This window comes from Pseudomonas fluorescens (genome assembly GCF_001307155.1).
Classification (GTDB): Bacteria; Pseudomonadota; Gammaproteobacteria; order Pseudomonadales; family Pseudomonadaceae; genus Aquipseudomonas; species Aquipseudomonas helvetica.
In genome coordinates, this window is sequence record NZ_CP012830.1 from 4,474,428 (window position 1) to 4,497,278 (window position 22,851).

Sequence of the window (22,851 nt, forward strand, 5' to 3'; positions counted from 1 at the left end):
TACGTTAACGTCAACTTGAGCGACTCTGTAGGCGCCGAGCTTGCTCGCGATGAACGATAGCGCGGACTTTCAGTAACGCCGGGGCAGACCTGTCGCAGGTAAGCCTCGCTCCTAAAATAAAGACAATAGGGGTCGTCATGGATCAACACAGTGCTCCCCCACAGCACAGCTACAGCCGTGGTTCACAGGACAAAGCCTTGCTGGCGATGACCATTGGCCAAGCGTTTGATAACACCGTCGCGAAGTATCCCCAGGGTGACGCATTGGTGGTGCGTCATCAGCAACTTCGCTACAGCTGGGCGCAATTGGCCGAAGCGGTCGATTTGCACGCCAGAGCGTTATTGGCGCTGGGTTTGCAAACGGGGGACCGTCTCGGCATCTGGGCGCCAAACTGCGCGCAGTGGTGCATCAGCCAGTTTGCCAGCGCGAAGATCGGGGTGATTCTGGTCAACATCAATCCGGCTTATCGCAGTTCCGAACTCGAGTACGTGCTGAAGCAGTCCGGCTGCCAATGGCTGGTGTGTGCCGGTTCATTCAAGACTTCCGATTACCACGCCATGCTGCAAGGCCTGGCACCGGAACTGGCCGAGCAATCCATTGGCCACCTGCACTCTGAGCGCTTGCCGGATTTGCGCGGTGTGATCAGCCTCGACGCGCAACCGCCATCAGGCTTTTTGCCGTGGTCGCAATTGGCGGATCTCGGTGCCGGGGTGCCGGTTGAACAGCTCAAGGCACGGCAAAACAGCCTGCATTTCGACCAGGCGGTAAACATTCAATACACCTCCGGCACCACCGGATTTCCCAAGGGCGCGACCCTCAGTCACTACAACATCCTCAACAACGGTTACATGGTCGGCGAAAGCCTAGGGCTGACCGCCAATGATCGCCTGGTGATCCCGGTGCCGCTGTATCACTGCTTCGGCATGGTCATGGGCAACTTGGGTTGTGTTACTCATGGCAGCACCATGATTTACCCCAACGACGCCTTCGACCCGTTGCTGACGTTGACCACTGTTGCGCAAGAGAAAGCCACCGCGTTGTACGGTGTGCCGACCATGTTCATCGCCATGCTCGATCAACCGCGCCGTGCAGAGCTTGACCTGTCGACGTTGCGTACCGGGATCATGGCCGGGGCAACGTGCCCGATTGAAGTCATGCGTCGGGTTATCAGCGAGATGCACATGAGCGAAGTGCAGATTGCCTACGGCATGACGGAAACCAGTCCGGTGTCGTTACAGACCGGTCCGTCAGACGATTTGGAACTGCGCGTCACCACGGTCGGCCGCACCCAGCCGCAGTTGGAAAGCAAAATCATTGATGAGGCGGGCAATCTGGTGCCCCGTGGAACCATCGGTGAACTGTGCACTCGCGGTTACAGTGTGATGCTCGGTTATTGGAACAACCCGCAAGGCACGGCCGAGGCGATCGATCAGGCTGGCTGGATGCACACTGGCGATCTGGCGACCATGAACGAAGAGGGTTACGTCTGCATCGCCGGACGTAACAAGGACATGATCATTCGTGGTGGCGAGAATATTTACCCGCGGGAGCTGGAAGAGTTTTTCTTCACCCATCCAGCGGTGGCGGATGTGCAGATCGTCGGTATTCCATGCGAGAAGTACGGCGAGGAGATCGTTGCCTGGATCAAGTTTCACCCCGGCCACAGTGTGAGCGAGCAGGAGCTGCAAGCCTGGTGCAAAGAACGCATCGCGCACTTCAAGACGCCGCGATACTTCAAGTTCGTCGAGGAATTTCCGATGACTGTGACCGGCAAGATCCAGAAGTTCCGGATGCGCGAGATCAGCATTGAGGAGTTGGCGCGTGTTCGTCGCTAGCTGCTGAAAATTCCCTGCCGGCGGTAGCCGGGCAGGGTATCAATGGTGCTTATGAAATTGTCGCGTACCGTGCTGTTCGGGTCTCGGATTTTTTCAGGTCTTCCAGGTGTCTCAGGCGTTTCTCGGCATGAATGCGCTGGGTGGTTATCCGCTTCGGGTAGCAGCGCATGAACATGTGGGTGAAGTGCTCACCATAATGAATGCGTTCCTTGCTATCCGGATCGAACAACGGGCGGGCAACCGCTTCGAAGTTCGGTTCGTGGAAGTAGGCGCAGGCGAAGCGTTCGCGGGTATTGAGCTTGACCTTGTGCGGGGTGGAAAGCAGGCGACCGTTGGTCATGAACTGCAGGATATCACCGGGGAATACCGTCCATACCTTTGGGGTGGGTTTGACGAAGGTCCAGGGTTCCTCGTGTTCGAACAGACCTGCTGAGCTCTCGCCGGGCAGCCAGTTGCGATTACGCTTTTCGCCCTCGACCGGCGGGCGGATGTAAAGGCCACCGACATCGTCCTGAGCGGCAATGACCAGCAACCCATAGTCAGTGTGTGCGCCAATGCCGCGAGAAGACTCGGAGGTTGAGGTCGGAAAGCGCAAGACCCGCATGTGGTGCCAGCCATCGCGTGTGAGGTCGGTGAACGTGGTGATAGGGAGCTTCAGGCCAAGGGCTGTCAGTTTTAGCAGCTTCTCGCCCGCCAAACCGAGTTCGTCCATGAACGCCTTCATGCTTATTCGATAAGTGTCATCGGGCCATGGCACCGGACCATGGCAAGGCCAGCCGGCTTCGACGTGCGGATCAGTTTCGGGCAGATCCTTGCAGATGGTGAAGATCTCCGAGTAATCCGCTTTGCCGGCGGTGACCTCCTCGCGTGAAGCGATATAGCCGCTGTAGGTCAGATCGCTGATGCGGCTACTCTTGAATTCCATTTTTTTCTTGAAAAAGTCCTTGCTGGCAGTGATTGCCGCTTGGGTCTTGTAATCCTGCTCCTCTTCAGTTTCGATCTGAAAAATGCCATCAGTTTGCCAGGCGTGAATCAGTTTTACTCCCAAGCTGATATCGGCGGTCAGGCCCGTTACCGTGTCTGGCAGTTTGAATGTCTGTAAATCAGTCATGTTCGTCTCCTTTGATCCAGATAAAGGGACGGATACTCATTCGAAGCGACGTTGAGTGAACACGGTTCAGGCAACGGAAAAGCACCAAGCCTTTGGGGGATGGATCATGAGCGTCCCTGCTAACCCGTATGGGATAGGCTGTCGTGTTATAGGACGTTGAGCATGGTTTGTGACCTGTCAGGTTTGACAGTCCTGACAAGCGGTGAAAAGCAATGGGGAAGTGGGAGGGGCTGATGTTTCAGACAAAAAAAACCAAACGCCAGAAAGCACAAAGGGGAGCCGAAGCTCCCCTTTAATTTGTCGTTGCCTGCTCTTTTTTTATTATTAAGGGGCGGTCTGTTGTTGTTTTTGGCAACCGTGACCCTTTACCGCTGTTTCGGGCGACCCCCATCCGGGGTCAAGAGCAAACGTATTTTTTTGAGCGCTGATCTGCTTTTTCGCCAAGCGATCCAACCAGTTCGGGAGCTACCTGAAGGTAGTTTTATTGTTCTCTGCCCGGTTGCGGGTTACTGCAAGCAGCACCCTGAAAAGCACACCTTCTCCAAAAAAATCTGTTAGCTGCGTCTCTGCCGTGTTGTTTTTGTTATGTCAGAGTCGTTACGTCTTATTTTTATTAGGTTTGCTGCTTTTTATTCTTGTTATGCCATAGAGATAGCAGAAGCCATGCCAACTTTTTAAAGTCCTTTAAAATCAAGCAATTAACATTTTGTAGGACAAATTGTTCATAAAAATTCGGTCAGGTTGTTTCCGTGTTACTCGTTTTGTTGCGGGTGCGGTAACACCCCCGACACATCACTGGGCGCTACGGGCCTTGGCCACGCGTGAACCGGTAGGACGGCCCAGGACGTTGCAGATCTGCTGGCCGGCCAGAATCAGTTTGTCCATGTCGACGCCGGTCTCGATACCCAGGCCGTTGAGCAGGTACAGCACGTCTTCGGTGGCGACGTTACCGCTGGCGCCTTTGGCATACGGGCAGCCGCCGAGGCCGGCGATAGAACTGTCGAATACCGCAATCCCTTCCAGCAGGCTGGCATAGATGTTGGCCATGGCCTGACCGTAGGTGTCGTGGAAATGCCCGGCCAGTTTGTCCCGTGGCACGTCGGCTGAAACCACTTCGAACATCTTGCGCGTTGCGCCGGCAGTGCCGGTACCGATGGTGTCGCCAAGAGAGACCTCGTAGCAGCCCATCGCATACAGCTCGCGTGCAACCAGGGCAACTTGCTCGGGCGCCACGTCACCCTCGTAAGGGCAGCCGAGCACACAGGACACGTAACCGCGCACACTGACCCCGTGTTGCCGGGCGGCCTCCATGATCGGCACGAAGCGCGCCAGGCTTTCGCTGATCGAGCAATTGATGTTGCGTTGCGAGAAGGATTCGGACGCGGCGGCGAATACCGCGACTTCCTTAACCCCGGCAGCCACCGCGTCTTCGAACCCGCGCAGGTTCGGCGCCAGTGCACCGTAGGTCACCCCGGGCTTGCGCTGGATCTGCGCGAAAACCTCGGCCGAGCCGGCCATTTGCGGTACCCATTTCGGCGAAACGAAACTACCGATTTCTATATAGCCAAGGCCAGCGGCGCTGAGTGCATCGACCAACTGCACCTTGTCTGCAACGCTGATGGGCTGGGCTTCGTTCTGCAGACCATCGCGTGGACCGACTTCGATCAGGCGTACATGGGTGGGGAGGGGCATAAGGAATTCACCTGTTGTTTTGAGAGCGTGGGAACGATCAGATAGCCTGCTGGCTCTTGATCGTCTGTTCCAGCGCCTGGACACAGCGTTCTTCGGCGGTGTCGAGTTCCAGTTTCATCTGCTCGATGTCCAGCAATTGCTGTTCAAGCTGTTCACGGCGTTCGGTGATTTTCGCCAGCATGCTGTGCAGCTGTTTCTGATTGCCGCTGGAGGGATCGTAAAGCTCGATCAGTTCGCGGCACTCGGCCAGGGAAAAACCGATGCGCTTGCCACGCAGGATCAGCTTCAGGCTGACCTTGTCACGTGGCGAGTAGATACGTTCCTGGCCGCGACGCTCGGGGCTCAGCAGGCCTTGCTCTTCGTAAAAGCGAATGGCGCGAGTGGTGATGTCGAGCTCGCGGGCGAGGTCGGAAATGCTATAGGTCTGGCTGCTCATGGGCGCGCTCGAAAAAGAGGTCATGGCGCTAAGCTAATTCCAGCTTGACGTAAACGTCAAGCAGATCGAGCACCTGTAGGAGCGGGGGGACGCCTAGTTCTTGCCCGCGATGAACGATTACACGGGCGATCAGGTGCACCGCAGCGACCCCATCGCAGGCAAGAACTAGGCGTCCCCCCGCTCCTACATTTTGTCGAGCTTCTTCTCATGCGCCGTCACTTGCTGGCACAACTCGATCATCTGCTCACGCATCCAGCGGTTGGCCGGGTCCTGATCGGTGCTTTCGTGCCAGTAGAGGTGGGTCTCCACCGGCGGCACATCATTGACCGGCAGATAAAAGGCGTGCAGGTCATGACGCCGGGCAAAACGCTCGGGCACGGTCATTACCATGTCGGTTTGCTGCAACACCTGGGAGGCCATCAGGTAATGCTGCGAGCGCAGGGCGATCTTGCGCTGGATGCCCATTTTGCCCAAGGCCAGGTCGACATAACCGAGACCACTGCGGCGGCTGGAAATGTGCACATGGGTCAGTGACAGGTAGTCGTCGAGGCTGAATTTTTCCTTGCTCGCCATCGGATGGCCCTTGCGCATGGCACACACGTAGCGATCTTCCATCAACTTGACGTGACGCACTTGCGGATCGGTGTTGAGCGGTGCATCGACGGCAAAGTCCAGGCGGCCAGCGGCGAGTTCCTTGGTGGTCTCGCGGCGTTTCGACAGAAAACTCTCGATGATCACCGTCGGCGCCAGGCGTCGCAGGCGCTGGAACAGCGGCGGCAGGATCACCGCCTCGGTGAGGTCGGTCATGCTGATGCGATAGGTCTTGACCGCCTGCAACGGGTTGAAAATCCGGCTTTCCTGCACCGATACCCGCAGCAGCGACAGCGCGTTGCGCACCGGACCGATGATGTTTTGCGCCATGGGCGTGGGCACCATGCCCTGGGCGGTACGCACGAACAATGGGTCGTTGAAGGTCTCGCGCAGGCGGGCCAGAGCGTTCGACACCGCAGGCTGGGTAATGCCGACAATTTGCCCGGCGCGGGTCAGGTTGGCTTCGGTGTAGATCGCGTCAAAGACGATGAAAAGATTGAGGTCGACCTTGCTTAGGTTCATGGCGTTTCGCTCTTGGCTTTTGTTATTGGAGCAGGGGGCTCGATCAGTCGATCATATATCGGTGATGAATGTTAATACACGCCGAGAATAGGCTAGGTAAATTATCAACGCTGATCTAGCATCGATTCATGACCTCAACAACGTCTTCAACACCTCGTCAAAAAAGGTAGCTGCCCATGGATTTCGCCTATTCCCCCAAGGTCCAGGAACTGCGTGAACGCGTGACTGCGTTCATGGATGCTTACGTTTATCCAGCCGAAGCGGTGTTCGAACGTCAGGTCGCTGAAGGCGATCGCTGGCAGCCGACGGCGATCATGGAAGAGCTGAAAAACAAGGCCAAGGCTGAAGGCTTGTGGAACCTGTTTTTGCCGGAGTCCGAACTGGGCGCCGGCCTGACCAACCTGGAATACGCACCATTGGCGGAAATCATGGGCCGCTCCTTGCTCGGACCTGAGCCGTTCAACTGCTCGGCGCCGGATACCGGCAACATGGAAGTATTGGTGCGCTACGCCAATGAAGAACAGAAGCAGCGCTGGCTGGAGCCGCTGCTGCGCGGCGAGATCCGCTCGGCGTTCGCCATGACTGAACCGGACGTGGCGTCCTCCGACGCCACCAACATGGCCGCCCGTGCAGTGCGTGATGGCGACGAGTGGGTGATCAATGGCAAGAAGTGGTGGACCTCCGGCGCATGCGATCCACGCTGCAAAATCCTGATTTTCATGGGCCTGAGCAACCCCGACGCACCGCGTCACCAGCAGCACTCGATGATCCTGGTGCCGGTGGATACGCCTGGCGTGAAGATCGTTCGTCCGCTGCCGGTGTTCGGTTACGACGACGCGCCTCACGGTCACGCCGAAGTGCTGTTCGAGAACGTCCGCGTACCTTATGAAAACGTGCTGCTGGGTGAGGGGCGTGGCTTCGAGATCGCCCAGGGGCGCCTTGGCCCAGGCCGGATTCACCACTGCATGCGCTCGATCGGCATGGCGGAGCGCGCACTGGAGTTGATGTGCAAACGTTCGATCAACCGCACCGCCTTCGGTAAACCGCTGGCGCGCTTGGGCGGCAATATCGACAAGATCGCCGACTCGCGGATGGAAATCGACATGGCGCGGCTGTTGACCCTCAAAGCCGCCTACATGATGGACACCGTGGGCAACAAAGTGGCGAAAAGCGAAATCGCCCAGATCAAGGTGGTGGCGCCGAATGTGGCCTTGAAGGTGATCGACCGGGCGATTCAGATCCACGGTGGTGCGGGTGTCTCCAACGATTTCCCGCTGGCCTACATGTACGCCATGCAACGTACGCTGCGTCTGGCCGATGGCCCGGACGAAGTGCACCGCGCAGCGATCGGCAAGTTTGAAATCGGCAAATATGTGCCGAACGAAATGCTGCGCAGCGGGCACTAAGCCGCGGCGCTGTACATCACCCGCAAACGCAGTATTGCTGTGTTTGCGGGTGAGTGGATTGGCAATCACCCCTCACATCGACAGCGTTTTCACCTCGCGGCCAAACCGCTCCCGATACACCGACGGCGGCAGCCCGACCACGCTGCGAAACGCCACCCGAAAACTCTCCACCGAACGGTAACCACATTGCAGCGCGATGGACTCGGTGTTGTGCGCGCTGCTTTCCAGCAGTTCCCGGGCGCGTGCCAGCCGTTGTTGTTGCAGCCAGGATTTGGGCGAGGCACCGGTGGCTTCGCTGAACCGTCGTAAAAAAGTTCGCTCGCTCATCGCTGCCTGACTCGCCAGTTCGCGCACACCCAACGGTTCATGCAGGCGTTCGCGGGCCCATTGCATGACGCGCGACAGATCGCTGCGGGGTGTGCGGCTGACGGGGGCGGGAATGAACTGTGCCTGCCCGCCGGTACGTTGCGGCGACATCACCAACCGGCGTGCCACCGAGTTGGCGACCTGGGTGCCAAAGTCCCGTGCCACCAGGTGCAGGCACGCGTCAATGCCGGCGGCGCTGCCGGCGGACGTGATCAACTGCCCCGCATCGACATACAGCACGTCGGGGTCGACCAGAATGTTCGGGAAGCGTTCGGACAGTTCCTCGGTATAACGCCAGTGAGTTGTTGCGCTCAGCCCGTCGAGCAACCCCGTGGCTGCGAGTACAAACACCCCGGAGCAGATCGACAGCAGCCGCGCGCCTCGGGCATGCGCTTGGCGCAGGGCCGAAAGTAGGGCTTCAGGCACTGGTTCAGTGCGGCTGCGCCAACCGGGAATGATGATGGTCCGCGCGGTGTCCAGCAGCTCCATGCCGCCGTCCGCCAATACCTGAATGCCGCCCATGGCGCGCATCGGCCCCTGATCGACAGCGACGATCCGGTGTTCGTACCAAGGAAAGTCGAACTCTGGCCGTGCCAGCCCGAAGATCTCCACGGCAATCCCGAACTCGAAGGTGCAGAGACCGTCGTAGGCCAGAATCGCGACTAATCCGGGTTCAGTGTGCATTTGGCGGAAAATTCCCAGTGAGTGTCTTGTGCGCCACTGTAGCGGTATCGGCGAGTTGGATACAGTCCTCTCACGCCCACACACGCTTTGGAGAGCACCCATGACCAGCCTGGTTCGCGAAATTCCTGCCGCCCCATCCGCCGTTGCCCTGATGCATTTCAGCAACCGCCTGACCTTTGAAACCGACTGTTCCGACGTCTTTGGCAGCCAGCAGGCGGGTGATGTGGACTTCGTTCTGGTGGATGTGCGGGGTCCACTGGCGTTCGAGCGCGGACATGTGCCGGGCGCGATCAACATTCCTGGGCGCTTGATCAACGCCGAGGTCCTGGCGGCTTACCCGAAAACCACGCTGTTCGTGGTGTATTGCGCCGGTCCGCACTGCAACGGCGCGAACAAGGCTGCGGTGAAGCTCGCGGCGCTGGAATACCCGGTCAAGGAAATGATCGGCGGAGTGACCGGCTGGCTGGATGAAGGCTTTGAACTGAGCCACCCGGTTGAACGCCCAACCAGTGCGGCAATCGGATGCGAGTGCTGATCACGACACGCCGTCGAGTCAGCTCTTGTGGCGAGGGAGCTTGCTCGCGCTCGATCGCGAAGCGGTCGCCATAAAGTTGATGCGTTTATCCTGAGAGAACGCACTGACAGGTTTACGACTGCTTCGCAGCCGAGCGGGAGCAAGCTCCCTCGCCACAGGGGGAATTGCTAGACCCCGGACGCGGTTGCATGCCACTCATCCAGCGTCGCCTGCAACCAGTCGAACACTAGGCGGTAAGCGGCGCTGTCGTCCTGATCGCGGGGCAGGGGGGACTCATTGCCGAAGTGGGCATTGAGTAGCGCTACCGACTCGGCGTTCCATTCCGGATGAAACTGCAATCCCACACGCGTCGAGCCGACGGCGTACATCTGCTGCTCACACTGGGCGCTGCTGGCCAGCAATCGGGCGTCGGGTGGCAGATCAATCGCGTCCTCATGCCATTCCAGTACGTTCAGTGCGTGCCCGTCAGCGAACGTAACCTGGGTCCAGCCGGTTTCGGTCCGGGCCATTCGCCGCACATTCCCGCCCAGGCTCAGGGCCAGCAATTGCGCACCCAGGCAAATGGCGAACACTGGCGCGCCTTGCGCGATGCTTGCCGCCAGCCACTTGCGCTCTTCTGCCAGCCACTGCGGACCTGCATTGGCCTCATAAGGCCCGCCCAGAATGATCACCGGCGCAGCGCCTGCGGGCGGAAGCTGACCAAGGTCCGCGCGAAACACCTTCAGCGTCAGCCCTCGGGACTCGGCCCAATCGTCAATCGCCCCCGGGCCTTCAGCGGGGTGGTGCTGGATCAGGTTCAGCGAGGTCGATTGCTCGGGCATGGCGCGGCTCTCTGGTGGCGGAGGGTTGTACGGTCGGCTTTTCCGTCGGAACCTGTGGCATCTTGACTGAAAACGAGGCGTTTCTGAAGGCCGGTTACAGACGTCTGCAGGCAAACGCAAAGGTCACCAGGCAGAGTTCAACACAGGAGCCCGCCATGCAACGTATCGACCATCAATTGCCCTGGAGCCACCTCGGCACCGAGCGCAGCCTCAGTGTGTTTCGTTTTGGCGCGGGTCCGCGCAAGGTCTACATTCAGGCCAGCCTGCATGCCGATGAGCTGCCGGGCATGCGCACGGCCTGGGAGCTGAAGAAGCGTCTCACCGAACTTGAAGCCCAGGGCCAGCTCAACGGTGTTATCGAACTGGTGCCGGTGGCCAACCCGATTGGCCTGGATCAGCATCTGCAAAGCGCCCACATGGGCCGTTTCGAACTGGGCAGCGGGAAGAATTTCAACCGGTCGTTCTACGAACTCAGCGGGCCGGTGGGGGAGTTGATCGGTTCGCAGTTGGGCAACGACGCCGAGGCCAACATCGCGTTGATCCGTCAGACCATGGGTCAGGTTCTCGACCGGTTGCCAGCACCGGCTTCACAGTTGGAAGCCCTGCACCGTTTGCTGTTGCGGCATGCCTGTGAGGCTGAGATCACCCTGGATCTGCATTGCGATTTCGAGGCGGTCATTCATCTTTATGCGCTGCCGCAACACTGGCCGCGGTGGCAGTCTTTGGCGGCACGGTTGAAGGCCGGTGTGGCGTTGTTGTGCGAAGACTCCGGTGGCAGCTCGTTCGATGAGTCCTGTTCGTCGCCGTGGTTGCGGTTGGCCAAGGCGTTTCCAGAGGCGGCGATTCCACCGGCCAACCTGGCGACGACGCTGGAATTGGGGAGCATGGGTGACACGCGGGTTGATCAGGCTCAGGCCAATTGCGAGGCGATCCTCGGGTTTCTGGCAGAGCAGGGTTTTATTGCCGGGCAGTGGCCGCACGCGCCGGATGAGTGCTGTGAGGGGATGCCGTTCGAGGGCACGGAGTATCTGTTTGCACCGCATCACGGGGTGGTGAGTTTTCTGCGTGAGGCGGGGGAGTGGGTCGAGAAGGGCGATGCGTTGTTTGAGGTGGTCGATCCGTTGAGTGATCGGGTGACGGTGGTGTGTGCCGGGACCAGCGGGGTGTTGTTTGCGCTGGATCGCGGGCGGTATACGCAGCCGGGGATCTGGCAGGCGAAGGTGGCGGGGCGGGAAGCGATTCGGGTTGGGAAACTGGTCAACGATTGAGTCTGGTCTGGCTGCCCCATCTCCTGTGGGAGCCGAGTTTGCTCGCGATGACGGCCGGGACTGTCAGATATTTTGTGTGCGGGCCGGTAACGGCCTGCCGTCAGGCAGGTCGTGCTTTTACCAGGTCGGCCTGATAAGTCGATCTCCGTACAGAATCGCAAATTGATTCATCGCGCTTTTCCAGTCATGTGCCGCTGAGCCCCAGTTTGCGGTGATATTGCGTAGCCCAAGCCAGATCAGTTTCGTTGCCGCATCGTCGGTCGGGAAGTGGCCGCGGGTCTTGATGATCTTGCGCAGCTGAGCGTTGATGCTCTCAATGGCGTTAGTCGTGTAGATCACTTTTCGGATCGCCGGCGGGAACACGAAAAATGGAATCACACGATCCCAAGCGCGGCGCCAAGCCGCCACTACCGTCGGGTACTGCTTGCCCCATGGCCCGTTTTCAAATGCATCCAGCGCCTGCTCAGCCGCTTCGGCGGTGACTGCCTGATAGATCGGTTTGAGCGCCTTGGCCAGTTCGCGGCGTTTATCCCAGGCTGCATAATCAAGACTGTTGCGGATCAGATGGACAACGCATGTTTGCAGTGTCGTGTCTGGAAATACGGCGTTGAGCGCTTCTGGCATGCCTTTAAGGCCATCGGTCACAGCAATCAACACGTCTTCGACGCCGCGTGTCTTGAGGTCGTTGAACACCTTCATCCAGAATTTGGCGCCCTCGGTATTTTCTATCCAAATGCCGAGAATATCGCGTGTTCCGTCAGGCAAAACACCTAGGGCCAAGTAGATCGCCTTGTTGCGAACCAGCCCCTCTTCGCGGATTTTGACCCGTAGAGCATCGAAGAAAATCACCGGGTACATCGGCTCCAAAGGCCGCTGTTGCCATGCACCGATCTCTGCCATGACCTCGTCGGTTACCGAGCTGATGAAGTCGGGAGAAACGTCAGTACCGTACTGCTCTGAAAGAAACGCACGGATCTCTCTGACAGTCATTCCACGGGCATACATGGCGATGATCTTGTCATCAAACCCGGTGTAGCGGCGCTCGTGTTTGGGAATCAGGATAGGGGAAAAACTGCCGTCCCGGTCGCGAGGAATATCCAGTCGGAGCGGGCCGTCGCCGGTTAGAACCGTCTTGCCGCTTTTGCCGTTGCGCTGATTGGTTTCATCCTCTGGACGCTGCGCGCCCGGCGGATAGCCCAAGTGATGCCCGAGCTCAGCACTCAGGGCTCGCTCGATCAAAGCCTTCTTGAACGCCGCAGACGCGTCCTCGATGGCTTCAGCGGTCATCGGTCCATCGGTGAATTGCTCGAGCAGCTCTTTCGGGATTTTCGGCAGCTCTCGCAACGCAGGTTTCTTTTTGGTTGGCATACATGCACCTCTTACTCATGTTATGCCCGAACACAAAATTTCTGACACCCCCACGATTTTTTTACGATTGAATCCAGCTTCCAACACACCACACCCTCATCGGACATTTCCCGCAACCCGCATCGGTTCCAGCCGCTTTACCCACAGTCACCTCCCCAGATAACCTTCCCACGTCGCTGCAAAATCAGCGGCCGGATGTGGAAGTCCGTTCTATCGCTAAAGGAGCCCAAGCACCCATAAATGCTAAAGGAGCTTCACTCATGAAAAAGATCACCCCCAATCCCCCCGAGACCCCAGCCGTTTCCGACCCCACCACCCACATCTTCACCATTGCCCCCAACATCGACACCGAAACCCTGTTAATCCACACCTCCGAAACCCTCGCGTCCCTAAACGCTATGACCACCGACCTGGCCTTCGAGCTCGAAGGCTCACGCCGTCATGTCGCGTTGGCGGTGCAGCAACTGGTGGTACTCAGCGAGTTGTTGGTGAACCGCGCCTTGGAGCACTTCGACACGCCGGACTTGGCATCCGGGGTTTCGTCCACGGCTCGTCACTGAGTGCTCACGCTGGTTCATTCACTGGAGGTTCTGTCATGACTCGATACATGCCGATCACCGGCATCGACTGCACAATTGCGTCGCTGCTGATCGATACCGAAGCGCCGATCGATGTACTGCACGACACGGCGGCGTACCGCATTTGCAGCGTGACGCAATTGCTGGAAACGCTTTCCCTGGGCGAGGGGCTTGGTCGTGATGCGTTGCTGTTGCAGGATTTCGCGCGGGTGCTGGCGATTCCGCTGCGCGATGGGTGTGATTTGATGGATGTGGTTGGGCGGCGGTTGCAGAGGTAAAGCAAAGGGGCGGCCGTGAGGTTGCCCCTTTTTGGTTGGGTTGTCCCGTTCTGTAGCAGCTGTTGAGCCTGCGAGGCTGCGTCAGGCCTGGGTTGTGTTCGGATGAGGCGGTGGTGAATCAGTCACGCGTTCCGTCATGCAAACCACGTACTCAGGATTTGCGAGGACTTTGTCCTCGAACGCAGCCTCGCGGGCTCGGCAGCTGCTACGGACATGGTTCTATTCCGTGTTTCAGCTTTGTGTAGATAGCTGTCGGTGCAGTCAGTGGGGCGGGTTGGTTTTTTATAATAATTAACTTTATTTGCCCACTCATTTTTGTAAGTGACTGATAGTCAATCTACGCTCTCATTGGCCTCTTTCGTAGCCTGTTCTTTCTTTCGGTTTTTTAAATCTCTTCTGGCCGCCCATACAAGGCCAATGACTGTAACGGCAACAAAGATGATGATTTGTTCAGTAGGCATTTGCTTTCCTTCATAAGGCATCCGTTGGAATAGCGACGTCCCTGAATTCGCATAAGGTGTGTCCATGCTAATCAACGAGTGGAATGCAATTGTTAAGAATGTGTACCTCAGATGTAAAAGAATGTGATCGAAGGGAGTGCGAATAATTAAAGTGTTACAGAAGTTGTAGAAAATATGCAGGAGCGGCCATTGCGGTCGCTCCTTGTTTATTTCGAGGCTTTATATCGAACGCTGATTAACCCGCTTGCTCAGTTCCTCCGCGCTTTCTTTGCGCTCCGAGTAGCGGTCGACGAGGTCGGGGCGGTCGCGTAGCAGGAGGGTGAATTTCAGCAGTTCTTCCATCACGTCGACCACGCGGTCGTAGAGCGCGGAGGGTTTCATGCGGTTCTGATCGTCGAACTCCAAGAAGGCCTTCGGCACGGAGGACTGGTTGGGGATGGTGAACATGCGCATCCAGCGCCCCAGTACGCGCAGTTGGTTGACGGTGTTGAACGACTGCGAGCCGCCCGAGACCTGCATCACGGCCAGGGTTTTGCCTTGGGTCGGGCGTACGGCGCCCATCGCCAGCGGCACCCAGTCTATTTGCGCCTTGAACACGGCGGACATCGAGCCGTGGCGTTCCGGCGAGCACCACACCTGGCCTTCGGACCACTGCATCAAGGTCAGCAGTTCCTGGACTTTCGGGTGGTCGCTGGGCGCGTCATCCGGCAGCGGCAGGCCGGACGGGTTGAAGATCCGCGTTTCGGCGCCGAAGTGTTCCAGCAACCGGGCCGCTTCTTCCACCAGCAGGCGGCTGAACGAGCGCGGGCGGGTCGAACCATAGAGCAGCAATATGCGTGGCTTGGGGTTGTCGACCGCGGCGTGGTGCAGGGTGTCGGAAAGCAGCGTGTCGAGGTTTGGCAGTTGATCGTTCATGCGGCGCTCCAGGCTAAAGGGTGGCGATGCGCTCGAGTTCGCGCTGGAGTGCAGCGGCGTCGAGGCGTTCGAAGGGCAACTGGAGGAAAGCGCGGCAACGGGTTTCGATGGTCGCCAGTGTGGCGTTGAAGGCGGCGGTGATTTGTTCTTCGCTACCGCTGACGTCGGACGGGTCTTCAAGCCCCCAATGCGCCTTGAGTGCGGGGCCGAAATACACCGGGCAAGTTTCACCGGCGGCCTTGTCGCACACGGTGATGACGATGTCTGGCGGGCTGTCTGCAAAGGCGTCGTTGCCCTTGCTGCTCAGCCCGTCAGTGGCAATGCCGGCGGCCCGCAAGGTGGTCAGGCTGCGCGGCAGGACCTGGCCTTTGGGAAAGCTGCCGGCGCTCACCGCCTCGAAACCTGCCGGTGCGAGGTGGTTGAACATGGCTTCGGACAGGATGCTGCGGCAGCTGTTGGCCGTGCACATGAACAGGACTTTCATCGGTTACTCCGTAGGGCGCCGGGCCGGGGGCAAATATATGGTTTGGCGAATATACGGATTGTCGGATATCAGGTAAAGCGCGGTGAGTGACATCAGGGAGTGGATTTCTTGGCTGAAAAGAAAATGGGCGACCGCATCGGGTCGCCCATTTTTTCGGGATCGGCAGGGAAGGGTGACACACCGCAATGCTTCCCTGCGTGGCGCTCTGCTTTAGAGCTCCAGACCTTCCTGTATCACCGAGAGAAAGTTGTCCTCATCGAGCTCAACCGGATCAGGCTGCGGTTGTCCGCTGCGCGGGAGGCTCTGGATTTGCCAGCGCGCTTCACCGTGTTCGGTCTCGGTCCGGAGTAGATACAGCTCTTGACCTTTTGAGAGGATATCGACACGACCCATGCCGCCAATGACGAAGCGCGCGATGGGGTCGAGGGTGATGCTGTGGTGGTTGCCCTCGATCAGCAGTTTGTCGATGGCGTAGTTGAAGCTCTCGCCGGAGGGGAGGTTTTCGATAACGTGTGTGGGGATGCGGCGAATGTTCAAGCCAGCTTCGGTCAGTGGCTCCAGCCATGCTTCAAGCTGGTGGTACATCGCATAGACCTGTATCGGCCAATGCTCAATCGCCGTATCTGCGCAGGCTTCCGCGTCCGCACGGGTTTGTTGTTTCTGTTTCAGTTTTACAGCGAGCTCATCTGCCTTACTCATTCCGATTCCCTATCGTGGTGTGAATTTTAGCGATGCCACACCAAGGTACTTCACCTGGGCATGCGATGACCAGACCGAAAAAAGCTCAGAGAAAAAAGCGCGATTGGACTGTGTTTTTACGGCGGGAAGCTGTGGCTATTGTCCTGTTTTCCTGTCGGAAGCTTGGTTGAAGGGCACTGCTGTTGTCCTGTAAACTCCGCGCTCGATTTTTCGAGAGTCGAACTAACACTCGATTGAAAGTTACTGCGTACTTTGCAGGTGTCTGTTCTATTTGTATCTATCGATAGAGTAGCAATCAGAGTTGTTGGTGTTAGTGAGTCACTGGATAGAGTAACTCGTATTCAGCTCAAGGAATGATATCTGGCCTACCGATCTCATCGGTTAACATACGTGTGAAATTTTAAATATGATCAAGCAAAGTGTGAAATCCATCGCGTCCCTCGGGTTGGTATTGGTGGCGAGCCTCGCCTGTGCCTCGGCTCCTGAGAAGGTTGACTTGGGGGAGTTGTATGACAGCTACCTTGAGCACAATCAGTCCTCCATGAACATGCCGCAGTTCAAGAAAGAGATTCTGATTTCCGGCAGCGTTCTCGGCGTTTCAAAGAACTTCTCCGGCGAAGCCGTGATGGAGGCCGGTCTTGCCGATTCTGATGAAGTACTGGCAAGACTGACGGGTTTTGACGCGGACGAGTCGAACAAGATGGACGCGATGGCGGTCGGTACCGACTTTAAAGCGGTGTGCGTACTGGCGATGACGATGGGTTCGGAATACATGGCCCTGACTGACTGCGTGTTCAAGCCGTAAGTGCGTGTTCAATCCTCTTGGGCAGTGTTGGCGTTCACCGCCTTCGCGAGCCTGGCCGTAAACGCTCAGCCGCTGGATCAGCGGGATTTGATCGAGCGTTTGACGCACTGCACGGCTTCTTTGCAAGACGTTATGGTCTTCAACGGTCTGGTTGAACGCAAAGAGCTGACGCTGACCGCAGCGTCGGAGTTCGAACCGTGGGGCGGTCTGGCCTGGACCATCGAACCTGCGCTGTCCTTTGGTAACGTGAGTTCGTCGGTGGCGGTGATGAGCGACCATCGCAGTTTTTACCTGCGGGTGCCGTCCACTCAACCCGGTGTGGATATCCGGACAACGGCTCAGCAGTTGCAACTGGCGAATACCGGCAGCGGCGGTGAGGCCAACGATTTCCGTAAGGTCATGGACGACCGAACGCTGCAGGCGATGTCTACTGGCGAGCCGGATAACTACTGGGTTGGATGTTTCTACGATCAAGATGCGGTACAGCGGCAGTTCGATCTGGAACTCAATACAACGCCAGAACGTATGAATGAAAAAAATGCCAGGCAACAGGCATTGGGCAATGAGAGTTGATATTGCCCCGGTGATTTCATACACCTGAACACTTAATGGCGTACACGCCATAAGGAAAAAGGGCCGGTCACTCATGTCTGTAAGTCGGGAGTGGCCGGTCCTTTATGTGCCGTATTTCCCATGCCGCCATGGCAGTTGCGTTACTCTTCGTTGCGTTAAGTATCCTACCGAATTCACCGCATTGTGCTTTTCTATAGGCGCGGCATGTACAACCTGTTGTGAGCAACAGGTGGTTGAAATGTCCGTGTGAGCAGAATCGTGCTGGCATTAAACGTCAGCTCGACAATGAGGCAACCAACCGATTCGCCTCCGGGGAGAGGGTTAATGAAAAAACTGTATGCACTGGTTGCGCTCTTTGCGCTGACGATTGGCAGCGTCGGCATGAGCGACGCTCGGTCCCATCGCGATAAGCAGCAGACCGAGTCGGTGGCGGGGGTGTTTGATTACTACCTGCTGACGCTGTCCTGGTCGCCGACGTTTTGCCTGACTCATCAGAACAACCCGCAATGCTCGGGCAAAGGCTATGGCTTTGTCCTTCACGGTCTATGGCCGCAGTACGCCAAGGGCGGTTGGCCGGAGTCGTGTCCGCCGATGGTGCCGTTGTCGCCAGCGGAGCAAAAACAAGGGCTGACGCTGTTTGTGACGCCAAAATTGCTTCAGCATGAATGGTCCAAGCACGGCACCTGCAGCGGTCTTGGTGCCTCGGGTTATCTGGATATGGCGGACAAGGCGGTTGGCACGGTGAAAATCCCGGATAAGCTGAAGCCCTTGAGCACCGAGATCTACTTCCCGGCGCAGGAAATTGCGCAGATGTTCCGTCAGAGCAACCCCGGGATTCCAGCGGATGGCATCGCGATTGTCTGCAACGGACCCGAGTTGTCGGAAGTGCGCGTGTGCCTGGGCAAGGACTTGTCGTTCGGGTCTTGCGGCAAGGGCGTGAAAAGTCAGTGTCGAGCAGGTGATATTCGGGTTCCGCCAATGCGTTGATGGGGGGTGTTGTCGATTTGTTGGCATAAAAATGGGCGACCTCGGTCGCCCATTTTGCTTGGTAAGTTCGCTTACTCTGGCACGCTATTCTTGATTTCCAGCCAGAAGTCTTTGAACCTGAATCGCCACCAAATGACCAGCAGCTTATCGACATTTCGTTTGAGCCAGCTTTCTCTACGAGCTCGGAGGATTTCTTCGATTTCAGCTTCCAGCCACTCATCATCAAACCCTGTCCAGATTGGAGGGATTGGCGTTTGCGCATTCCAGTGGCAGGCAGCAGTCACTTGCGAGAAGAAAATCTCTTCGACCAGCGCTATGTCGTAACCCTGGATTTGCCGTGCGATGTAGGCATAGTCCACCGCGGTGTCAACGAAAGCGTCAGCCAGTGCACAGCGGATTTTGGTTTTATCCTCAGGGCTTAAGGGCGGGTAGTTGGTCATGCCGGTTCATTCTGCACAAGCACGGGCAACCCCAGCGCTGCCAGGTCTTTGCGCAGTTGCGCGGCACTGGTGAACTGCAGCGCATTGAAGCCTTCCTGACGTGCACCTGCGATGTTCGGCGCGTGATCATCGATAAACACCGCATGGTGACCTTCGAACCGGTAGCGAGATTTCAGTAGCTGGAAGATCGCCGGGTCGGGCTTGATGAGACCTTCTTCGCCGGACACCAGAATGCCCTCGAATGTCTGCAGAAAGGGAAAGCGCTGAAGGGCAATCGGGAAGGTTTCGGCGGACCAGTTGGTCAGGGCCAGCAGGCGGACGCCTTTGGCGTGCAGTTCATCGAGGATCTGCACGCTCTCTTCCAGTACGCCGCCGAGTGTCTCTTCCCAGCGCTCGTGGTACGCACGAATCAGCGCCTCTTGCGACGGATGCCGCGCGATGGCTTCCTCGACCCCTTCCTGCCACGACCGGCCTGCGTCCTGGCGCTCGTTCCACTCGGGAGGGCAGACCTCGGAAAGAAAAGTCTCCATGGCCTGTACGTCTTCGCCGAAGATCTTCCGGTAAAGGTTTCTTGGGTTCCAGCGAATCAGGACGTTGCCGAGGTCGAACACAACGGTGTTGATGGTTGCGGGGCGGTTCAGAGTGTTCATGCTTTTCCTCCATGGATTGGCTTGTGTAGACGGTTTTAGGGAGCCCTTGTTTTACCGCATCCCAAACCGAATGACACCCTCCGTAAACAAACTGATCATCCATCTGAACGGCCCATACAGCAGCGCGCTGCCGCCCTCGACTCGACCGGTATCGCGGTGGTTTTCCTCATCTTCCAGAATCGACTGGACCGTTTCATAGGCCGCCAGATCGTTCCGGCTTTCAAGGTAGGAGAGCTGGTTTTTCAAATGGCTCACCACGACCGATTCCACGGCCCAGGTGCAGGCCATGACGCCGCTTTTGCCGAGCAGTGCCGAGATAAAACCCATGAACCAACCCCCGGCACCGCAGAGCCAGTAGCTCTTGCACTTGATGCCGTTGCGGCGCTGTATCTCTTCCCAGAACCGGTTCATGTGACGTTTTTCGTCTTCCATGAAGCTTTCCAGAAGAGGCACGTAGTCTTTGCGTAGCAGGCGCGATACAAAGATCTGCGATCGGTAAATGTTGATAGCGCCGAATTCCCCGGCGTGGTTCACCTTGAGAATTTTTCTGGCGGTGTCCAGCGATGCCGTGCTGTCTTTATATTTCATCGAGCGTGGACACTCACAGGGCAGTTTTGGTGGGAAGCATTGGCGTTTCAAACGAGCATCAACAAATGCGTTGAACATTACAGGAGAAAACAAGAAGCGGGGGTTATGGCTAGCACCACAATTGCCCCTCATCACTCCTGTAGGCTAAGCTCCCCCGCCATTAAGGGATCTGGGCTTTTGCTCATGCCTTACCCTTCAAGGATGACGCTTTTGCCTACCCCCATTCACGACCCTCATTACACCCCCGGCGGCCCGCTTAAACGCCTGCCGCTGCGCAAGGCTGCGATGATGTTTGTTGCGGCGGTTTGCCTGTGTTTGTGTGGTTTGCTTTACCTGCAACTGGAACAGTCCCGGCGCTACGATTTGTCGTTGGCTGAGGTGGCGTCGTCGAACCTGACGCGGGCGATGGCGCAGCAGGCGCAAGACACGTTTTTGGGCGCGGACCTGGTGATGACCAGCCTGGTCGACTGGATTCAGGCAGAGGGTTTTGGCGTAATGCAGAACCCGCGGCTGCAACAGATCTTCGCACGTCGGGTGCAGGCGCTCGAGCAGTTACACGGGCTGTTTCTGTTCGATAAAAACGGCCAGTGGGTGGTGACATCGTTTGATGACTTGCCGCGTCGCGGAGGTGTGGCCGATCGCGACTACTTCAAGTTCCATCAGCAGAATCCTACCTTGCTCGCGCACATTGGGCCGGCGATTCGTAGCCGGCAGAATGGCGAGTGGATCATTCCGATTTCCCGGCGGATAAACGACCCGCATGGCGAGTTCCAGGGCGTGCTGCTGGCCGGGATCAAGCTGTCGTACTTCGATCAGTTCTTCAAGAGCTTCAGCATCGATGACAACGGCGTGATGTTTCTGGCGTTGTCGGACGGTACGCTGCTGGCCAGGCGACCGTTCGAGGAAGCGCGAATAGGCGAGTCTCTGGCACATGGGGATATTTTCCAGAAGTACCTGCCCCATGCCAGTTTCGGCAATGGGATGATCCGTTCGGTGGTGGATAACGTGATCCGGCTATATGGCTATCGTCAGTTGGACGCCTACCCGCTGGTGGTTGCCGCGGCGACCCCGAAGGAGACGATTCTTCGGGGCTGGTACGCCAACGCCTATCAATCCAGCGTCGTCGTCGCCCTGGTGGTGCTCGGTGTAGGTTTGTTCGGTTGGGTATTTGTGCTGCAGGTTCGCAATGGTGAGCTTATCGAGGCGGATTTGCGGACTGCGCAAGAGCAGCTGGAAGTGATCGCGACTCACGATAGCCTGACCGGGTTGGCGAATCGTCGGCTGTTCGAGCGGGCGCTGGACATCGAATTTGCACGGGGTGCGCGCCAACAGAGTTCGTTGAGCCTGATCATGCTCGATATCGATTTTTTCAAACGTTACAACGATGCCTACGGTCATGTGGCGGGGGATCAGTGCCTGGCGGAAGTGGCGCGCGCGGTAAACAGTTGTTGTCTGCGCAAATCCGACCTGGCGGTGCGTTATGGCGGTGAAGAGTTTGCGGTGCTGTTGCCCGACACGGACATTCACGGCGCCTTTACGATTGCCGAGCAGATCCGCCACAGTCTCAAGGACAAGCACATCATCCATTCAGGCGCGCCTTCGGGGCATCTGACGGTGAGCCTGGGCTGTTATGCGTTTGTGCCCAAAGACGGGGATAGCATCGAAATGTTTATCGAGCGGGCAGACGCGGCGTTGTATCAGGCGAAAAACTTGGGTCGAAACCGCACGGTGGTAATGTCGATGGAAGGAAATCCTGAAGTGGTCGTGCATCCAGAAGTCTGATGAAAGGGCGGGGCGCGGTTGCACAGTGGACCCGCCTGTAATGTTTGTTTTTTATGAGGCACCACATGAAGTATTCACCTTCGCGACGTTCATTGTTGAAGGCAGGTCTGACACTGCCATTGATCACACTGGTCGTTCCGGCCTGGGCTAACGCTTCGGCTGCGGATAAACCGCTGGCCGAGTTGTACAAGAAACTTGCCGAGTTGGAGAACAGTGCGAAAGGTCGATTGGGCGTTGCCTTGATCAACACTGCCAATGGTCACGAGATTCAGTATCGGGGCGGTGAGCGTTTTCCGTTCTGCAGTACTTTCAAGTTGATGTTGGCCGCAGCGGTGTTGCACAAAAGCATGGCTGAGCCGGGGTTGCTGGAAAAGCATATTGCCTATGCTGAAGCCGACCTGCTGTCTTACGCCCCCATCGCCAAACAGAATCTGGAACAGGGCATGAGCATCGCGCAGCTGTGCGCCGCCACGTTGCAATACAGCGATAACACTGCCGCCAACTTGTTGATCAAGGAGTTAGGTGGAGTGGCAGCGGTTAACCTGTTTGCCAAAGGCCTGGGTGATCCGGCGTTCCGGCTGGATCGCCAGGAGCCGGAGTTGAATACGGCCATTCCTGAAGATCAGCGTGATACCACGACACCGGCAGCGATGGCCGCCAGCGTGCAGAAAGTGGTGCTGGGTGATGCGTTGGCAACGCCACAGCGCGAGCAGTTGGTGACCTGGCTCAAGGGCAACACCACTGGCGATGCGAGCATTCGGGCCGGCACACCGACGGGTTGGATCGTCGGCGATAAAACCGGTAGCGGCGACTACGGCACCACAAACGATGTGGCGGTGCTTTGGCCACAGACAGGCGCACCCGTGGTGCTCGCGGTTTACTTCACCCAACATCAAAAAGACGCCGAAGCGCGTCGTGATGTTCTGGCGTCTGCCACCCGTTTGGTGATGGCGCACGTGTCCTGAGCAAGGAGCCA

At 57.7% G+C, this 22,851-nt stretch carries 25 protein-coding genes; 11 read left to right on the forward strand and 14 right to left on the reverse strand.

The features are described 5' to 3' along the window. The first annotated feature begins 137 nt into the window (after positions 1–137). Positions 138–1,835, forward strand: coding sequence for an AMP-binding protein (locus AO353_RS20355; RefSeq protein WP_054596571.1), 1,698 nt, complete (start codon positions 138–140; stop codon positions 1,833–1,835). 49 nt (positions 1,836–1,884) lie between these two features. Here AO353_RS20355 and AO353_RS20360 read toward each other — a convergent pair whose 3' ends face one another. From AO353_RS20360 to AO353_RS20375, 4 genes are all read right to left on the reverse strand, one after another. Next, positions 1,885–2,946, reverse strand: a complete 1,062-nt coding sequence (locus AO353_RS20360) for a 2OG-Fe(II) oxygenase family protein (protein WP_054596572.1) — start codon at positions 2,944–2,946, stop codon at positions 1,885–1,887. Between the two features lie 792 nt (positions 2,947–3,738). Next, positions 3,739–4,638, reverse strand: coding sequence for a hydroxymethylglutaryl-CoA lyase (locus tag AO353_RS20365; protein WP_054596573.1), 900 nt, complete (start codon positions 4,636–4,638; stop codon positions 3,739–3,741). 37 nt (positions 4,639–4,675) lie between these two features. After that, positions 4,676–5,074 carry a MerR family transcriptional regulator gene (locus tag AO353_RS20370; protein WP_054596574.1) on the reverse strand — a complete coding sequence of 133 codons (399 nt, stop codon included), beginning with the start codon at positions 5,072–5,074 and terminating at the stop codon, positions 4,676–4,678. A gap of 183 nt (positions 5,075–5,257) precedes the next feature. Next, positions 5,258–6,187: a LysR family transcriptional regulator gene (locus AO353_RS20375; RefSeq protein WP_054596575.1), complete on the reverse strand. Its 930-nt coding sequence runs from the start codon at positions 6,185–6,187 to the stop codon at positions 5,258–5,260. A 176-nt stretch (positions 6,188–6,363) separates the two neighbouring features. On the opposite strand from AO353_RS20375, the gene AO353_RS20380 reads away from it, so the two are divergent. Beyond that, the gene (locus tag AO353_RS20380) at positions 6,364–7,593 is read left to right on the forward strand and encodes an acyl-CoA dehydrogenase (RefSeq protein ID WP_054596576.1); all 1,230 of its coding nucleotides are present in this window, start codon (positions 6,364–6,366) and stop codon (positions 7,591–7,593) included. Between the two features lie 72 nt (positions 7,594–7,665). On the opposite strand, the gene ftrA is transcribed toward AO353_RS20380, so the two are convergent. Then, the gene (ftrA, locus tag AO353_RS20385) at positions 7,666–8,643 is read right to left on the reverse strand and encodes a transcriptional regulator FtrA (protein ID WP_054596577.1); all 978 of its coding nucleotides are present in this window, start codon (positions 8,641–8,643) and stop codon (positions 7,666–7,668) included. A gap of 100 nt (positions 8,644–8,743) precedes the next feature. Between ftrA and AO353_RS20390 the strand changes: the two genes are divergently transcribed. Continuing rightward, on the forward strand, positions 8,744–9,178 hold the full coding sequence (locus AO353_RS20390) for a rhodanese-like domain-containing protein (RefSeq protein ID WP_054596578.1): 435 nt from the start codon (positions 8,744–8,746) through the stop codon (positions 9,176–9,178). A 167-nt stretch (positions 9,179–9,345) separates the two neighbouring features. Here AO353_RS20390 and AO353_RS20395 read toward each other — a convergent pair whose 3' ends face one another. After that, entirely contained in the window at positions 9,346–9,999 is a 654-nt protein-coding gene (locus AO353_RS20395; RefSeq protein WP_054596579.1) for a type 1 glutamine amidotransferase, read from the reverse strand. A gap of 155 nt (positions 10,000–10,154) precedes the next feature. Between AO353_RS20395 and AO353_RS20400 the strand changes: the two genes are divergently transcribed. Beyond that, entirely contained in the window at positions 10,155–11,267 is a 1,113-nt protein-coding gene (locus tag AO353_RS20400) for a succinylglutamate desuccinylase/aspartoacylase family protein (RefSeq protein ID WP_054596580.1), read from the forward strand. 117 nt (positions 11,268–11,384) lie between these two features. Here the strand turns inward: AO353_RS20400 and AO353_RS20405 are convergent, their stop codons facing one another. Beyond that, positions 11,385–12,635, reverse strand: a complete 1,251-nt coding sequence (locus tag AO353_RS20405; protein WP_054596581.1) for an IS256 family transposase — start codon at positions 12,633–12,635, stop codon at positions 11,385–11,387. A 260-nt stretch (positions 12,636–12,895) separates the two neighbouring features. On the opposite strand from AO353_RS20405, the gene AO353_RS20410 reads away from it, so the two are divergent. After that, entirely contained in the window at positions 12,896–13,195 is a 300-nt protein-coding gene (locus tag AO353_RS20410) for a DUF6124 family protein (protein WP_054596582.1), read from the forward strand. Positions 13,196–13,230: 35 nt separating this feature from the next. Further along, on the forward strand, positions 13,231–13,491 hold the full coding sequence (locus AO353_RS20415) for a hypothetical protein (RefSeq protein WP_054596583.1): 261 nt from the start codon (positions 13,231–13,233) through the stop codon (positions 13,489–13,491). Positions 13,492–13,823: 332 nt separating this feature from the next. On the opposite strand, the gene AO353_RS31875 is transcribed toward AO353_RS20415, so the two are convergent. The 4 genes from AO353_RS31875 to AO353_RS20430 form a co-directional block, all read right to left on the reverse strand. Next, the gene (locus tag AO353_RS31875; protein WP_256583885.1) at positions 13,824–13,952 is read right to left on the reverse strand and encodes a hypothetical protein; all 129 of its coding nucleotides are present in this window, start codon (positions 13,950–13,952) and stop codon (positions 13,824–13,826) included. Between the two features lie 219 nt (positions 13,953–14,171). Then, positions 14,172–14,867: an arsenical resistance protein ArsH gene (gene arsH, locus AO353_RS20420; RefSeq protein WP_054596584.1), complete on the reverse strand. Its 696-nt coding sequence runs from the start codon at positions 14,865–14,867 to the stop codon at positions 14,172–14,174. Positions 14,868–14,880: 13 nt separating this feature from the next. Further along, entirely contained in the window at positions 14,881–15,351 is a 471-nt protein-coding gene (locus AO353_RS20425; RefSeq protein ID WP_054596585.1) for an arsenate reductase ArsC, read from the reverse strand. A gap of 210 nt (positions 15,352–15,561) precedes the next feature. Further along, positions 15,562–16,050 carry a hypothetical protein gene (locus AO353_RS20430; protein ID WP_054596586.1) on the reverse strand — a complete coding sequence of 163 codons (489 nt, stop codon included), beginning with the start codon at positions 16,048–16,050 and terminating at the stop codon, positions 15,562–15,564. Positions 16,051–16,456: 406 nt separating this feature from the next. Here AO353_RS20430 and AO353_RS20435 point away from each other — a divergent pair, with 406 nt between their 5' ends. The 3 genes from AO353_RS20435 (at position 16,457) to AO353_RS20445 (ending at position 18,415) form a co-directional block, all read left to right on the forward strand. Beyond that, complete coding sequence (locus AO353_RS20435; RefSeq protein WP_054596587.1) at positions 16,457–16,855, forward strand: hypothetical protein; 399 nt, start codon at positions 16,457–16,459, stop codon at positions 16,853–16,855. After that, positions 16,856–17,428 carry a hypothetical protein gene (locus AO353_RS20440; protein WP_146016097.1) on the forward strand — a complete coding sequence of 191 codons (573 nt, stop codon included), beginning with the start codon at positions 16,856–16,858 and terminating at the stop codon, positions 17,426–17,428. Between the two features lie 324 nt (positions 17,429–17,752). Beyond that, positions 17,753–18,415 (forward strand): ribonuclease T2 family protein, encoded by a 663-nt coding sequence (locus AO353_RS20445; RefSeq protein ID WP_054596589.1) that lies wholly within the window; start codon positions 17,753–17,755, stop codon positions 18,413–18,415. 71 nt (positions 18,416–18,486) lie between these two features. Here the strand turns inward: AO353_RS20445 and AO353_RS20450 are convergent, their stop codons facing one another. From AO353_RS20450 to AO353_RS20460, 3 genes are read right to left on the reverse strand one after another with little or no spacing between them, the layout of a single operon-like run. Continuing rightward, the gene (locus tag AO353_RS20450) at positions 18,487–18,855 is read right to left on the reverse strand and encodes a DUF7079 family protein (RefSeq protein WP_054596590.1); all 369 of its coding nucleotides are present in this window, start codon (positions 18,853–18,855) and stop codon (positions 18,487–18,489) included. After that, positions 18,852–19,505: an HAD family hydrolase gene (locus tag AO353_RS20455; RefSeq protein WP_054596591.1), complete on the reverse strand. Its 654-nt coding sequence runs from the start codon at positions 19,503–19,505 to the stop codon at positions 18,852–18,854. The genes AO353_RS20450 and AO353_RS20455 overlap by 4 nt, the downstream gene beginning before the upstream one ends. 51 nt (positions 19,506–19,556) lie before the next feature. Then, the gene (locus AO353_RS20460) at positions 19,557–20,171 is read right to left on the reverse strand and encodes a demethoxyubiquinone hydroxylase family protein (protein ID WP_158246531.1); all 615 of its coding nucleotides are present in this window, start codon (positions 20,169–20,171) and stop codon (positions 19,557–19,559) included. 132 nt (positions 20,172–20,303) lie between these two features. Here AO353_RS20460 and AO353_RS20465 point away from each other — a divergent pair, with 132 nt between their 5' ends. Beyond that, complete coding sequence (locus AO353_RS20465) at positions 20,304–21,875, forward strand: sensor domain-containing diguanylate cyclase (protein ID WP_054596593.1); 1,572 nt, start codon at positions 20,304–20,306, stop codon at positions 21,873–21,875. Between the two features lie 65 nt (positions 21,876–21,940). Further along, positions 21,941–22,840, forward strand: coding sequence for a class A beta-lactamase (gene bla, locus AO353_RS20470; RefSeq protein WP_054596594.1), 900 nt, complete (start codon positions 21,941–21,943; stop codon positions 22,838–22,840). Positions 22,841–22,851 lie beyond the last annotated feature (11 nt).